This window comes from Streptococcus sp. SCPM-O-B-15294 (M123), from assembly GCF_058200455.1.
The window spans coordinates 1-15,655 of record NZ_JBYQGU010000006.1; the positions used below are offsets into that span (position 1 = coordinate 1).

The window sequence follows — 15,655 nt, forward strand, 5'->3', positions numbered from 1 at the left end:
TGAGTAGGGCTGTAAAAGCTGATGAAATCAGCGTAGTAGAGCCCACTCAACCACTGCGTCTTGATCGACAATCCAAAGACAATTGAGAGGCTAGGACTTTTGTCCCAGCCTCTTTTCTTTAGAATTATAAGAAATCGACAGAAAGAATAGTGTTCCCTTTTTTTACAGGAACACGGGTCTTAGCCCCATTGTTGCCTTTTGGAAGGCGGAATTTCTTTACTTCTGGTGTTGAAGGTTTTGATTGAGTCTTCTTACTAACAGGTACACGTGTTTTCACTCCGTTATTTCCTTTTGGAAGACGCAGTTTTTTAACAGGTTTTTCTGGAACAGAAGGTGTTGACGGTTTCTCAACAATTGGTGTGGTGACTTCTTTATAGAAATAGGTCACAGTAACCAAGTTAGAAACATGAAGTTTGTGGGAGGTCAATTCTTCTTTGTCAGCTGATTGGAAGGTATAAGTTTTTCCATTAGCTTGGATTTGAGCGGGTGCTGTTGGTAGACCAGCTTCATAAGCCAAATCGAGGCTCCGCTCGACGCTGTTTTCTTGGGAAGGTGCAATTTCTTGTCCCTTTTCGTCTACAAAACAAGCACGTTTTACAACTTCCGGATTCAAATCGATATCATCATAGAGATGGATGACTTCAATGACGGGCGCGGTGGCAGTGCCTTTTTCAGGAGCGCTATTGTATGAAAATCCATCTTTGATATCGAGATCAGAATATCTTACTCGATACCATGTTTTTCCGTTTTCGTCTGTAACCGTTGCTGGTCCATTTCCAGAGACGTCATATTCAGTAAAAGCACGGGCATTAACTGTCTTGTATACGATATCTGTTGAAGATGCAACTGGTGAAAAGTCTGGTTTCAGAGTCCGACGACGATGGATGACACGAATTTCAGAGATTCGTGGATCAACTGGAGTCTCAGCAGGAGCTGGGGTTGATTCCTCAGCCGTCAGGCTAGCTGTTTCTTCGCTCGGAAGTGGGGATATTGTTTCATTGGTAATTGCAGTAGCTGAACTCTCTGAAATGACTGAAACAGGAGCAACCGTATCTTGTCGTTCAGAGATAGGAGCAGTGACAGGGGCTGTCTGCTCATCAGCAAAAGTGGTTGTTGCGAGACTGAGGGCTAAAACAGCTGCACACAATCCCGTGGTGAGTTGAATTTTCTTTTTCATATTTTCCTCCTTATACATACTGATAGTATAACTTGCAAGCTTTTTACTTGTCAAAAATGACTGCTATTGAGACTTAAAATGACAGGATTTTCCTTTGAAAAATCAAAATATAGGATAAAATATTTAAATCGGTTCAAGAATTTGAAAAAGTTGATTTATTTTTTTATTAAAAGTCAGTTTTCGTAAAAAAAGCCGGATTTTTAGATTGTGAGAGATAGCTATCGGCTCTTATTTGTGGTAAAATGAAAGGTGATCATGTCTTCGGACAAGTTTAACGAGAAAAGGAAGATGTATTATGACAAAACGGATTACCATCATTGAAGTTAAAGACTACGTCGGTCAAGAAGTGACTATCGGTGCTTGGGTTGCTAACAAATCAGGAAAAGGGAAAATTGCTTTCTTGCAATTGCGTGACGGGACTGCCTTCTTCCAAGGTGTAGCTTTCAAACCAAACTTTATCGAAAAATTCGGTGAAGAAGTAGGTCTTGAAAAATTTGATACCATCAAACGCTTGAGCCAAGAAACGTCTGTCTTTGTGACTGGGATTGTCAAAGAAGATGAGCGGTCAAAATTTGGTTATGAGTTGGATATTACAGACATCGAAGTGATCGGTGAATCGCAAGATTACCCAATCACTCCAAAAGAACATGGAACAGATTTCTTGATGGACAACCGTCACTTGTGGCTTCGTTCTCGTAAGCAAGTCGCAGTCATGCAAATCCGTAATGCTATTATCTACGCGACTTATGAGTTCTTTGATAAGAATGGTTTCATGAAGTTTGATAGCCCAATTCTATCAGGAAATGCGGCAGAAGATTCGACAGAATTGTTTGAAACAGACTACTTTGGAACTCCAGCTTACTTGAGCCAATCTGGTCAGCTTTATCTTGAAGCTGGTGCTATGGCCCTTGGTCGCGTCTTTGACTTTGGTCCAGTATTCCGTGCGGAGAAATCCAAGACTCGTCGTCACTTGACTGAGTTCTGGATGATGGATGCTGAGTACTCATACTTGACACACGATGAGTCACTTGATTTGCAAGAAGCTTATGTCAAAGCCCTTCTTCAAGGTGTGTTGGACCGTGCTCCTCAAGCCTTAGAAACATTAGAGCGTGATACTGAGCTCTTGAAACGCTACATTGCAGAGCCATTCAAACGCATTACTTACGATGAAGCGATTGATCTCTTGCAAGAGCATGAAAACGATGAAGATGCGGATTACGAACATCTTGAACATGGAGATGACTTCGGTTCACCACACGAAACATGGATTTCAAACCACTTTGGTGTACCAACCTTCGTGATCAACTACCCATCAGACATCAAAGCTTTCTACATGAAGCCAGTTCCTGGTAACCCAGATCGCGTGCTTTGTGCAGACTTGCTCGCACCAGAAGGCTATGGAGAAATCATCGGTGGTTCAATGCGTGAGGAAGACTACGATGCCCTTGTAGCGAAGATGGAATCACTTGGTATGGATCGTACAGAATATGAATTCTACCTTGACCTTCGTAAATACGGTACAGTCCCACACGGTGGATTTGGTATCGGTATCGAGCGGATGGTCACCTTCGCGGCTGCTACAAAACATATCCGTGAAGCCATTCCGTTCCCACGTATGTTGCACCGTATCAAACCTTAATAACTATGAGGCTGGGACAAAAGTCCTAGCCTTTCAATTGTCTTTGGATTATCGAGCAAGACGCAGTGGTTGAGTGGGCTCTACCACGCTGATTTCATCAGCTTTTACAGCCCTACTCAACTGTGCGGAGGTGGGACGACGAAATCGAATTCTAACGAATTACCGATTTCTGTCCCACTCTCACTTTAAATGAAAGAGGTGGAGAAAATGTAGGCAACTCTAAGTAAGTCTTTTAGAAACAGTCATACTATATATTGAAAGAGAGAAAACAATGTTTAAAAGAACTTACAAAGGCAATATTCCACTCCTAGCGGGTCTGGAATTTACATCTTATTTTGGCATTACCAGTTTTTGGATTTTATTTTTTATTCAGAATGGTCTTTCCTTGCTTCAAATCGGTCTATTAGAGAGTATCTTTCATGGGACAAGTCTCTTGTGTGAGATCCCATCCGGTATGTTGGCCGACCGATTTAGTTATAAGACCAATCTCTATTTGGCTCGCTTGGCCAGCATTGGATCCTCTATCTTGATTTTATTTGGTCAGGGGAATTTTTGGATCTATGCGATTTCTATGATGGTCAGTGCTTGGTCTTATAATTTTGACTCGGGAACCAGCACCGCTTTCTTATACGATTCTGCGGTAGAAGCAGGGCAAAAGGACCGGTATCTTCAGATTTCTAGCTTTTTGTCTGGCGTGGCCGAAGTCACCCGAACTTTAGGTACCGTTGTGGCAGGCTTCTTTGTTCATGGAGCATTGGCTTGGACCTATTATATTGCTATTGGTCTCTCCTTGCTTTCCATTCTCTTGATTTTTCTAATGAAGGAGCCAGAGAGCAAGAGTGGTGAAAGAAATCATTTGACCTTAAAAAGGATATTGGTAGTAGTGAAACAAGAATGGCAGGAAAAACCAGTACTTTTTTACTGGATGCTCACCTATCAGCTGGTAGGGACCATCATGTGTATGTTTTATTTTTACTACCAACAGAAAATCAGTGACTTAGCCAGTTGGCAAGTTTCGCTCATCATGTTGATTGGTAGTGGATTCAATCTCCTAGCGGTTTATCTGGCCAGTCAAATCGGGAAAAAATGGAACAGTAATCAAGTCTTTCCGGTTTTGGTTGCATTAACAGGGGTGGCCTTGTTTTTGGTAGGTGTAAGGACTCCATTCGCCTATCTGAGTGTCTATCTCTTGACCAATGCCCTTTATGCCGTTTATCAACCCATCTACTACAATGAGTTACAAGCTTATCTTCCTTCCAGTGTACGAGCAACCATGCTGAGTATCAACTCCATGATGTTTAGTCTTTCCATGATCGTGATCTTCCCACTGACTGGTTGGTTGATCGATACTTGTGGATTTGTAGCTGTTTTTCTTGTGCTAGGCCTGATAACACTCATCTCTTTCCCTATCTTAGTGATTGGTTTAGGGAAAATGGGCAAGATCTTAAACAAGGGGATAAAGAAGGAATAAAATTGCTGGCCTTCATCAGGTCATTATTCGACTCTCTCTGCTTTGCAGGGAGAGTTTTTTTATCTTTCTAAATTGTGGTAAAATAAGTACATCCTTTAGAAAGAAAAACGACTAGTATGAAAGACTTATTAAAATACTTCAGGAATTATAAAAAAGAAACCATACTGGGACCGTTTTTCAAGTTGTTAGAAGCAACTTTTGAATTACTGGTTCCACTTTTAATTGCCCATCTAGTCGATCAGCTCATCCCCAGTCAGGATCAAGGAGGGATGCTTGGACTGGTTGTTCTCTTGTTTGTTTTTGCTGGTTTTGGGGTTCTTGTAGCGATAACGGCCCAATATTATTCGTCAAAAGCAGCGGTTGGCTATACCAAGGAATTGACTAATGACCTATATGAGAAGATTCTCAGCTTGTCTAAGGAGCAAAGAGACCGTTTAACCACCTCAAGTCTCGTGACGCGCTTAACCAGTGATACCTATCAGATTCAAACGGGGATTAATTTATTTTTACGTCTATTTCTCCGTGCGCCGATTGTCGTTTTCGGATCTATCTTTATGGCCTTCACCATTAGTCCGCAACTGACCTTATGGTTTATTGGTATGGTTGCCCTCTTGACCTTAATCATTGTCCTTATGTCTCGTCTGGTCAATCCTCTTTATGCGCGCATCAGGAAAATTACAGACCGGATGGTTAACATCACGCGTCAGCAGTTACAAGGAATGAGGGTTATCCGTGCCTTTGGGCAGGCAACTCACGAAGAAGCAGAGTTTAATGAGGTCAACCAAGACTATACGAAGTGGCAATTAGTGGTCTCTAAATGGTCTAGTTTAATCAGTCCCTTGACTTTCCTCGTCGTGAATGGAACCTTGATTTGTATTCTTTGGCAAGGGAAAGCCTCTATTCAAATGGGGACCCTCAGTCAAGGAATGTTGGTTGCTTTGGTCAATTACCTGCTTCAAATTTTGACGGAATTACTGAAGTTAGCGATGTTGGTGACATCGCTCAACCAAAGCTATATTGCTGCTGGTCGGATTGTCCAGGTCTTTGATGAGAAAAGTGAAGAGCTGGATCAAGAGTTGGATGATGTATCTGTTTCTGACCCTCAGCTGGCTCTTCAGATCCAAGACCTTGTCTTTACCTATCCTTTAGCCGCAAAACCATCCTTAGAAGGGATTCACTTATCCATAAACAAGGGCCAAACTTTGGGAATCATAGGAGGGACAGGTGCTGGTAAATCTACTTTGGTTCAATTGTTAGGTCATCTGTATGAAGCAAGTAAAGGAAGTCTAACTATTTTTAAAGATGGAGAAAATCCAAAGACTCTTCGTCAATGGCGTGACTGGGTAGCAGTAGTTCCTCAAAAAGCAGAGCTCTTTAAAGGGAGTATTCGTTCAAACCTAACTTTAGGATTAAATGAGGAACCGAACGAAGAGCAGTTGTGGTGGGCCTTGGGTGTTGCGCAAGCATCTGATTTCGTCCGTGAGAAAGAGGGAGGACTAGAGGCTCCCGTAGAAGCTTTTGGACGGAATTTTTCTGGTGGTCAACGGCAACGTTTAACCATCGCTCGGGCTGTCCTTCGCCAAGCACCATTTTTGGTCTTGGATGATTCTACATCTGCCTTGGACTATTTGACAGAAGCACGACTCTTACAGGCTCTAAAAGAGGAGTTGACGGAGACGAGCCTCATCCTCATTTCGCAGCGGACCAATAGTCTACGAAGTGCTGATCAAATTCTCGTCTTAGATAAAGGTCGTCAAGTCGGCCTAGGAAGTCATGAAGACTTGGTGGCAACCAATCCTTTATACCAAGAGATTCATTACTCCCAACAGAAGAGAGAGGAGGGAGCAGAATGAAACAGAAGACTTATTTACGGCGCTTGCTTGCTGACTTAACTCAGCAGCCTATTTGGCTAATCTTAGCCAGTTTGGGTACGATTTTACAAGTCTTGTTAACCGTCTATATCCCTATCCTGATCGGGCGGGCAGTGGACCTAGTGGTGCTCCCTGATGCAGCTCACCTTTTGCTCCCACTTATCCTGCAAATGGGTCTAGTGATCCTCTTTGCAACCTTGATTCAATGGTTGAATCCTTTAATTTACAATCAGATGATCTATCGCTACAGTAAGGATTTAAGGGAGAAGGTCATCCAGAAAGTTCATGTCCTTCCTTTATCTTACCTGGATCGTCAAGGTACTGGAGATTTGGTCAGTCGCTTGACCACGGACGTTGAACAACTGAACAATGGTTTATTCATGGTCTTCAGTCAGTTCTTTGTTGGTCTTCTTACGATTTTAGTGACCATAGCTAGTATGGCCCGATTGGATTGGATGATGATGGGGATGGTCTTGATCTTGACACCCTTATCACTCTTTATCGCCCGCTTTATTGCCAAGCGTTCTTACCATCTCTTCAGGATGCAGACCCAGGCGCGTGGGGCTCAGACGCAGATGATTGAAGAATCTCTTAGTCAAGAAAGCTTGCTTCAAGCCTTCAATGCTCAAGATGCATTTCATAGGAAGTTTATCGAGATCAATGGCGACTATGCTGGTTACTCTCAAGAAGCGATTTTTTACTCCTCCACCGTTAATCCTGCGACGCGCTTTGTCAATGCCCTAATTTATGCGCTTGTGACGGGATTTGGTGCCTTCCGTATCCTATCTGGAACGACCTTTACTGTTGGTCAGTTGGTGACCTTTCTCAACTATGTCAATCAGTATACCAAACCCTTCAATGACATTTCCTCTGTCCTTGCTGAACTGCAGAGCGCCTTAGCTTGTGCAGAGCGCCTCTATAGTATCCTAGACCAAGAGGAAGTGAAAGAAAGTGGTAAGAGAGACTTGCAAGAAGAGACTGTCAAAGGAGCAGTCCAATTCGATCATGTCAGCTTTGGTTATCGCCCTGATCAGACCCTCATAAAGGATCTCTCCATTTCCATCCCGCCGGCTAGTAAGGTAGCCATTGTTGGTCCAACTGGAGCTGGGAAATCTACATTGATTAACCTTCTCATGCGATTCTATGATGTGGATCAAGGTCGCCTACTCTTAGACCAAGTACCTGTAAGTGACTATAGTCTTGCTAGCTACCGCAAGCAGTTTGGAATGGTGCTCCAAGAGACTTGGCTCAAAGTTGGAACGGTTCATGAGAATATCGCCTTTGGTCGACCAGATGCTAGTCGGGAAGAAGTGGTCCAAGCAGCAAAAGCTGCCAATGCTGATTTCTTTATCCAACAGCTTCCAGATGGTTATGATACCTATCTAGCAGATGCTGGAGAGTCCCTCTCTCAAGGGCAGAGACAGCTTCTGACCATTGCTCGGGTCTTTCTTGCAGTACCTAAGATTCTGATCCTAGATGAGGCGACCTCTTCCATTGATACACGGACAGAGTTGCTTATTCAAGATGCCTTTCATAAGTTAATGGTGGGTCGGACCAGCTTTGTGATTGCTCATCGCCTGTCTACAATTGAAAATGCGGATCTCATCCTAGTTATGGTAGATGGAAATATCGTTGAACATGGGAATCATACGGAGTTGATGGCTCAAAGAGGTGTTTATTACAAAATGCAAACTGCCCAACTTTCTAGTAATTAAAACAGAAAAAGACTGGAACTTTGTCCAGTCTTTTGTGTTTAATCCTGCTGATCTTTTAAAAGATAGAGAAGAGAGAAGGCTAGGAGTGCCATAGCAATACCTAATACAGTAAAGATAAAAGCATTGCTGTCGGAGATGAGACCGATGGTATTGAGAGCGAAAGGTGTAATGGCCGCTCCAAAGCTACAGCCCAAGACGGCTACAGAGGTAACTTGGTTTAATCGTTTGGCAGGAATCTTGGCTGACAAGATTTGGAAAACCATGGTGAGGGCAGTGCTATACGTATAGCCAGAGAAGAGGGCGGATAGAGCAAGAAGAGGGATACTTGGCGAAAGGGCTACAGCCATCATGGAGAATCCGTAAGCAATCCCGGCATAAGTGATCAATTTGCTCTTGAACAAATGTACAAGGCCAGAGAAGGTGAGACCAGCTAGGATTCCGATTAGTTGCATAGCACTTAGAATGAAGCTAGCTGAATTATGTTGATCCTTGAACGTGTAGGCGACAATACTTGGGATGCGAAGAGTTACTCCGACGTTGCATAGGACAATCATTGCGGCTACAATGGCCAAAATAATAGTTAACTTCCATTCTTCTTTTTGGAGTGGTTCTTTCTGATTGGCTTGTGTATGCTGACTTTCTTCTTGCTGGTGATAAGGGACAAAGGTCATGAAGAGAAACAGAACGATTAACCCAGCCCCGTAAGCTAAAAAGCTAGAAGTCCAACCGAATTGGAGGAGGAAGCCGACCAATAAAGTGACCAGGGCTGTCCCTACTACCTCAGCAGAACCACGAAATCCGAGAGTTTGGATCCGTTCTCGTCCCTGGTAGCGTTCGCTGATAATAGAGATGGCTTTAGCGTTGATCAAACCGACCCCCATCCCAAAAATGAAACGAGAAATGAAAAGAATAGGATAGGCTTGGTTAAAGAATGGGACCATTCCAAATAGTGAGAGAATCAAGAGCCCTGTAATAATCATCTTTCTCTCATCCAAATAGCGTTCAATAATGGTGTTTAGGAAGAGGGTGACCATAATCCCTGCGGATGGAAGAGATACCAAGAGTTCGATTTGACTTTTGGGGAGATCCTTATAGTATTCGAACATATAGGGAAGGGCACTAGAAATCGAAAAAGACGTTGTTAATACAAGAGATAAAGAAAGGATACTAACCTTTTCTAATAATTTTTTCATAATCATCCTTCAGTCACATATTTGGTCAAAAGACACTCTACTATGGTATAGTTTTTTGCTTCATTTAGCAAGTTATTTAAATGAAATTTTTCAATATTTTTCATAATTGGAAAAATAAAAACTGGAGGTTTAACTCCAGTTTTTATTTCTATTTAAACGTTTAAGACTTTATCCAAGAATTCTTTCAAACGTGGGTGTTGTGGGTTGTCGAAGATTTGGTCTGGTTTGCCATCTTCGAGGAATTCCCCATCAGCGGTAAAGATGACACGATTGGCCACTTGGCGCGCAAATCCCATCTCGTGGGTGACGATAATCATGGTCATCCCTTGCTTAGCCAAATCCTTCATAACGTTCAGTACGTCCCCGACCATTTCAGGGTCAAGGGCAGAAGTCGGTTCGTCAAAGAGCATGACATCAGGCTTCATAGCGAGACCACGCGCAATGGCCACCCGCTGCTTCTGACCACCTGACAAGCTATCAGGAGAGACATCAGCTTTGTCAGCCAGTCCAACCTTTTCCAAGAGTTCCATCGCTAATTCCTTAGCTTCTTCACGACTCATGCGTTTATGCTCCAAAGGAGCAAACATGATGTTTTCGATGACACTCATATGAGGGAAGAGGTTGAAGTGCTGGAAGACCATCCCGACATTTTCACGGACGATATCAATGTTGGTTTTTGGATCAGTAAGATCATAGCCGTTCACGGTAATCTGTCCCTTGGTTACTTCTTCGAGAAGATTGAGACTGCGTAGGAAGGTGGATTTACCAGAACCAGATGGTCCGATGATACAAACCACATCTCCTTCGTAGAATTTTGTTGAGATGCCTTTAAGGACCTCGTTTTCACCGTAATATTTGTGGAGGTCATGGACATCAATTTTTAATTTAGCCATTAGTTAGCCCTCTTTTCTAATTGTTTTGCAAAGCGTGTCAATAAGGTAATGATGACGAGGTAGAAGACGGCAAGGATCGCATACATCTTGAAACTTTGGTAGTTTCGAGCAATGATAATCTTACCAGTCTGGAAGAGCTCGACCAAACCGATCGCAGACACGATAGTCGTATCTTTCAGTGCAATAACGAATTGGTTGACGAAGTTTGGAAGCATCAGTTTAGTAGCTTGAGGCAAGATAATCTTGCGCATGGTCTTGCTATAAGAAATCCCGAGGCTTCGACTGGCTTCCATCTGTCCGGCAGGTACGGCTTGAATCCCTCCTCGAACAATCTCAGCGATATAAGCAGCAGCATTGAGGGAGAGAGCGATGGTACCTGCAAGGAAGTCATTGATTGGGGATTGGTGACCCGTCATGGACTCGATCAAATTTGGAATTCCCCAGAAGATGAAGGCAGCAAGGATCATCAGTGGGATACCACGGATGACATCGACGAAGATCTCAGCTGTCCAACGAAGCCATTTATAAGGACTCACACTGAACATTCCAAAGATGATTCCAATCACCATAGCGATCGCAAATGATAGAAGTGCTAGTGCAATAGTGACCCCAAGTCCACTTAACAATTGTTTGTAGTTGTTTTGGAGCAAGCCCCAGATAGTCGTTTCATCCACTGAAGTAGATTCTGTGCTTTCTTCGCTATCGCTTGAAAGGTACTTATCCAAGATCTTTTGGTATTCGCCACTTTCTTTTAAGTTGGCTAAACCGTTGTTGAACATTTCAATCAATTCAGGGTTCGAATCTTTTTGGACAGCAAAAGCAATCTGACCACTTGGAGTACCTTCGATAGGTGTTTTGAATTTACGTCCTTGTTTAATGGCGTATTTGATAACAGGTTCGTCATCCATGATGGCAGCTACAGAACCTGAGTTCAAACTGTCATACATAGAAGCCCCATCTGAGAAGGTTTTGATTTTATAGCCATACTTGCTCTTGTTTTCCTCGAGGAAAGTTTGAGAAGCAGTCCCATTTTTGACACCTACCGTTTTTCCTTTTAGATCTTCGTAGGAAGAAATTTTACTACTTTCTTGAACGGCAAGAATCGAATTGGTTGTGTAGTATGGGTCAGAGAAGTCAAAAGTTGCCTTACGAGCATCTGTCACAGTCATGCCGGCAATCATTCCGTCCGCATTTCCATTCTGAACATCACTGACGGCGGCATCAAAACCAGGGTTGCTAATTTCTAGTGTAAAGCCTTGGTCTTTGGCAATGGCCTTAATCAATTCCATATCAATCCCAGTGTATTTACTTTGATCATTTTGGAAGACAAAGGGAGCAAAAGAGGAATCGCTAGAAATTTTGTATTTTTTCTTCTTTGGAGTTGCTTTTTGTCCTGCTTCAGTGCTCGTTTCAGGAACAACAGAAGTACTAGAGGTAGTTGTTGTTGCAGATGATGATTGGCTGCTACCAGTCCATTTTTCAATAATTTGGTCTAGCGTACCATCTTTCTTCATTTGAGCAAGAGCTGTATTGAATTGTTTAATGAGGTTTTCATGTGCCCCATCTTTTTTGACCCCAAAGGCAAAGCTTCCGACAGCTTCTCCTTCCATATTAATAGAAAGATCTTGGCCTTGCTTAATGGCGTATTCGATAACAGGTTGGTCATCCATAATGGCATTCACTGCACCAGTTGATAAACTATTGTTCATCAAATCACTGGTATCGAAGGTCTTGATCGTATAACCGTACTTGTCCTTGTTCTTTTGAAGGAAGCGTTGAGCAGCTGTACCGTTTTTAACACCGACTGTCTTGCCTTTAAGCTGGTCATAGGAAGTGATTTTGTTAGCTTTCTTAGTCGCAATCACGACTTTTGTATCATAGTAGGTATCAGACATCGCAAAGACTTGCTCACGTTCCTTGGTCTTGGTCATCCCTGCCATAATGGCATCGGCTTGACCAGCTTGAACTGCATTGACCGCTGCATCAAAGCCTGGGAATGACTTTTCTAAGGTCCAACCGTTGATTTCAGCGACCTTATCCAAGATTTCAACATCAATTCCTTTATAAACTTGGTCTGAGTCTTTGAATTCGAAGGGCGCATACGCCGTATCGAAAACGACCTTAACAGTTTCAGCCTGTGCTGGACTCGCAAAGGCGAATAGTGGAAATAAGAAAAGCAAACAAGCTACTAGTTTTTTCTTCATTTCGTTCTCCTTTATATCTAATCCAATAGACTCATAATGAGCTATGGAAGGAATACCCAAAAGGGTTAAAAAAATAAAGAATTCATACTGAAAACAAGTATGAATTTCATCATTTATTTTTTACAAGTATTATCATATCATAAATGAAACCTAAAATCAAGAAATCCAACCAATCCATGTCAGGTTATCTAACATAACATTGTCTTGCAGTATCTGGTTTTCTTTGTTACAATGGAGCTATTAGGTGAATGGAGGCTGATGATGAAGAAAGGGAAGATCATTCAGGATATAAAAACTAACACTACATGGCCAGTGCTCATTTCTACACTGTTCTATGTCTTTTTAACCTTCCTATTTGTTGAAGGTGGGCTTTGGCTGGGGAATGAATTGCTTGGACCTTTTTCAATTGGATTAGGGTTTCTAGCAGAGCTCTTTTCACCAGGGAATGGGGGATCAGGTGTTCAAGAGTTCTTCTACCATTACATTCTCTATTATGAGCTCTTCAGTTTCGTATTTATTCTTTTACTCTTTATTTTTTGGGTGAAGTTCATTGAGAAGAATCCCTTATCGACTTTAGGTTTTATAAAAAAGAATTGGCTGAAGTATCTAGGTTGGGGAATCTTGATTTCACTGCTTCAAATGGGTGTGATTGCCCTTTTCTACCAGGTTGGGGGAATCGGAACTTTTGAGCTGAATGAATTAAGTTTAGAACCCATTCTTTTTATTCTAGGTTTATTCCCATTTTGGCTCCTTCAAGGTGGTACAGAAGAAGTAGCCACACGTGGTTGGCTCCTAACTCGGATTGCAGCAAGAGCCAATCTACCCTTAGCGATCGCGATTTCTAGTAGTCTCTTTGGTTTTCTCCATCTAGGTAATTCAGGGGTGACCTTCTTATCCGTTCTGAATATCATCCTCGATGGGGTTCTAGCTGGTTTGCTCCTTGTCTACACCGATAGTATCTGGCTAGTGGTCGCCCAACACGGAACTTGGAACTATGTACAAGGGAATCTCCTTGGTTTTCAAGTCAGTGGAACGGGCGCAGATGCGTCTATCTTTAGCTTTACCATGGGATCAGGACCTGACTGGCTGACCGGAGGGGAATTTGGAGCAGAAGGATCGATCATTACCACTTTGGTTCTTCTTGTATCCCTAGTGATTGTCTACTGCTTAGGGGAAAGAAGAGAAAGAGTTGGTAATGAACAAGTGTGAAATGGTTGATAGGAAATGATGATAAATACGAGAGGCTGGGACAAAAGTCCTAGCCTCTCAATTGTCTTTGGATTGTAGAGTAAGGCGCAGTGGTTGAGTGGCCTCTACTACGCTGATTTCATCAGCTTGTACAGCCCTACTCAACTGTGCGGAGGTGAGACGACGAAATCGAATTCTAACGAATTACCGATTTCTGTCCCACTCCCTTTTCTGTACTAGGATCCTCTCCTCAAAAGTCAGAGAAATATCCTTCATTGTGGTAAAATAAAGGAAGTACAGCCGAAGGAAGAAAGTATGATTAATAAAATCACAGACAACAAATTTAAACTCGTCTCCAAATACCAACCGTCTGGGGATCAACCGCAGGCTATTGAACAGTTGGTGGATAACATCGAGGGTGGCGAGAAGGCGCAAATCCTGATGGGAGCGACTGGTACGGGGAAGACCTATACCATGAGCCAGGTCATTGCCCAAGTCAATAAACCGACCTTGGTCATTGCCCACAATAAAACCCTAGCAGGCCAGCTTTATGGGGAGTTTAAGGAATTTTTCCCTGAAAATGCGGTTGAGTACTTCGTATCCTACTATGATTATTACCAGCCTGAAGCCTACGTGCCATCGAGCGATACCTACATCGAAAAGGACAGCTCTGTCAATGATGAAATTGATAAACTACGTCACTCAGCAACCTCAGCTTTGTTAGAGCGTAACGATGTCATCGTTGTCGCATCTGTTTCATGTATTTACGGTTTGGGTTCGCCGAAGGAATATGCCGATAGCGTGGTGAGTCTGCGTCCAGGTCTGGAGATCTCTCGTGATAAACTGCTCAATGACTTGGTGGACATCCAGTTTGAGCGCAATGACATCGACTTTCAACGGGGGAAATTCCGTGTTCGGGGGGATGTGGTCGAGATTTTCCCAGCTTCACGTGATGAGCATGCCTTTCGGGTTGAGTTTTTCGGGGATGAGATTGACCGCATCCGTGAGGTTGAAGCTCTGACGGGCCAGGTTCTGGGAGATGTGGACCACTTGGCCATTTTCCCAGCTACCCACTTCGTGACCAATGAAGATCATATGGAAGTAGCCATTGCCAAGATTCAAGCAGAACTTGAAGAGCAGTTGAAAGTCTTTGAAAAAGAAGGAAAACTCTTAGAAGCTCAACGTCTAAAACAACGTACCGAGTATGATATTGAAATGCTGCGGGAGATGGGCTACACCAATGGGGTCGAAAACTACTCTCGTCACATGGATGGCCGGAGTGAGGGAGAGCCTCCTTATACCCTTCTTGATTTCTTCCCAGAAGATTTTCTCATCATGATTGATGAAAGTCACATGACCATGGGACAGATCAAGGGCATGTACAATGGTGACCGTTCGCGGAAGGAGATGCTAGTCAACTATGGTTTCCGTTTACCGTCTGCCTTGGATAACCGTCCACTGCGTCGGGAGGAGTTTGAAAGCCATGTCCATCAGATCGTCTATGTGTCAGCGACACCGGGTGATTATGAGATGGAACAAACCGATACTGTCATCGAGCAGATCATTCGTCCGACAGGCCTACTCGATCCTGAGGTCGAAGTGCGCCCTACCATGGGACAAATGGACGATCTCTTGGGTGAAATCAATGCGCGTGTGGAACGTGGAGAGCGGACCTTTGTCACCACCCTGACCAAGAAGATGGCAGAAGACTTGACCGACTACTTCAAGGAAATGGGGGTCAAGGTCAAATACATGCATTCGGATATTAAGACTTTGGAGCGGACAGAAATTATCCGTGATTTGCGTTTGGGCGTCTTTGATGTCTTGGTTGGGATCAACCTCCTTCGGGAAGGGATTGACGTACCGGAAGTGAGTCTAGTTGCCATCCTCGATGCGGATAAGGAAGGTTTCCTCCGTAACGAGCGGGGACTCATCCAGACCATCGGTCGTGCTGCCCGTAATAGTGAGGGGCACGTGATCATGTATGCGGACACCATGACCCAATCTATGCAACGTGCGATAGATGAAACAGCTCGTCGTCGTCAGATTCAGATGGCCTACAACGAAGAGCATGGCATTGTGCCACAAACCATTAAGAAGGAAATCCGTGACCTGATCTCTGTTACCAAGGCGGTGGCCAAGGAAGAGGACAAGGAAGTGGATATCACTAGTCTCAATCGCCAAGAGCGCAAGGAACTGGTCAAGAAACTGCAAGGCCAGATGCAAGAAGCCGTCGAAGTGCTTGACTTTGAGTTAGCAGCGCAAATCCGTGATATGATGTTGGAAGTCAAGGCGTTGGATTGA

The 15,655-nt window shown here is 43.4% G+C and carries 10 protein-coding genes; 6 read left to right on the top strand and 4 right to left on the bottom strand.

The features are described from left to right. Positions 1-124: 124 nt before the first annotated feature. A complete protein-coding gene (locus tag AC3E8G_RS05225) occupies positions 125-1,177 on the bottom strand; it encodes a cell surface protein (RefSeq protein WP_414285876.1) in 1,053 nt (350 codons plus the stop codon). Between the two features lie 295 nt (positions 1,178-1,472). Here AC3E8G_RS05225 and asnS point away from each other — a divergent pair, with 295 nt between their 5' ends. The 4 genes from asnS to AC3E8G_RS05245 all read left to right on the top strand — a co-directional run bounded on the left by asnS (position 1,473) and on the right by AC3E8G_RS05245 (position 7,873). Continuing rightward, entirely contained in the window at positions 1,473-2,816 is a 1,344-nt protein-coding gene (asnS, locus tag AC3E8G_RS05230) for an asparagine--tRNA ligase (protein WP_490677184.1), read from the top strand. Positions 2,817-3,087: 271 nt separating this feature from the next. Further along, entirely contained in the window at positions 3,088-4,287 is a 1,200-nt protein-coding gene (locus AC3E8G_RS05235; RefSeq protein WP_414285878.1) for an MFS transporter, read from the top strand. A 116-nt stretch (positions 4,288-4,403) separates the two neighbouring features. Beyond that, the gene (locus AC3E8G_RS05240) at positions 4,404-6,140 is read left to right on the top strand and encodes an ABC transporter ATP-binding protein (protein WP_414285879.1); all 1,737 of its coding nucleotides are present in this window, start codon (positions 4,404-4,406) and stop codon (positions 6,138-6,140) included. Continuing rightward, entirely contained in the window at positions 6,137-7,873 is a 1,737-nt protein-coding gene (locus AC3E8G_RS05245) for an ABC transporter ATP-binding protein (protein ID WP_414285880.1), read from the top strand. Before AC3E8G_RS05240 ends, AC3E8G_RS05245 begins: the two co-directional genes overlap by 4 nt. 38 nt (positions 7,874-7,911) lie before the next feature. Here the strand turns inward: AC3E8G_RS05245 and AC3E8G_RS05250 are convergent, their stop codons facing one another. The 3 genes from AC3E8G_RS05250 to AC3E8G_RS05260 all read right to left on the bottom strand — a co-directional run bounded on the left by AC3E8G_RS05250 (position 7,912) and on the right by AC3E8G_RS05260 (position 12,163). Next, complete coding sequence (locus AC3E8G_RS05250; RefSeq protein WP_414285881.1) at positions 7,912-9,066, bottom strand: MFS transporter; 1,155 nt, start codon at positions 9,064-9,066, stop codon at positions 7,912-7,914. A gap of 152 nt (positions 9,067-9,218) precedes the next feature. Continuing rightward, the gene (locus AC3E8G_RS05255; RefSeq protein WP_048690604.1) at positions 9,219-9,959 is read right to left on the bottom strand and encodes an amino acid ABC transporter ATP-binding protein; all 741 of its coding nucleotides are present in this window, start codon (positions 9,957-9,959) and stop codon (positions 9,219-9,221) included. Then, complete coding sequence (locus AC3E8G_RS05260) at positions 9,959-12,163, bottom strand: ABC transporter substrate-binding protein/permease (RefSeq protein ID WP_414285882.1); 2,205 nt, start codon at positions 12,161-12,163, stop codon at positions 9,959-9,961. The genes AC3E8G_RS05255 and AC3E8G_RS05260 overlap by 1 nt, the downstream gene beginning before the upstream one ends. A gap of 261 nt (positions 12,164-12,424) precedes the next feature. Between AC3E8G_RS05260 and AC3E8G_RS05265 the strand changes: the two genes are divergently transcribed. Further along, positions 12,425-13,372 carry a CPBP family intramembrane glutamic endopeptidase gene (locus AC3E8G_RS05265; protein ID WP_490677185.1) on the top strand — a complete coding sequence of 316 codons (948 nt, stop codon included), beginning with the start codon at positions 12,425-12,427 and terminating at the stop codon, positions 13,370-13,372. Between the two features lie 294 nt (positions 13,373-13,666). Next, a complete protein-coding gene (gene uvrB / locus AC3E8G_RS05270; RefSeq protein WP_490677186.1) occupies positions 13,667-15,655 on the top strand; it encodes an excinuclease ABC subunit UvrB in 1,989 nt (662 codons plus the stop codon).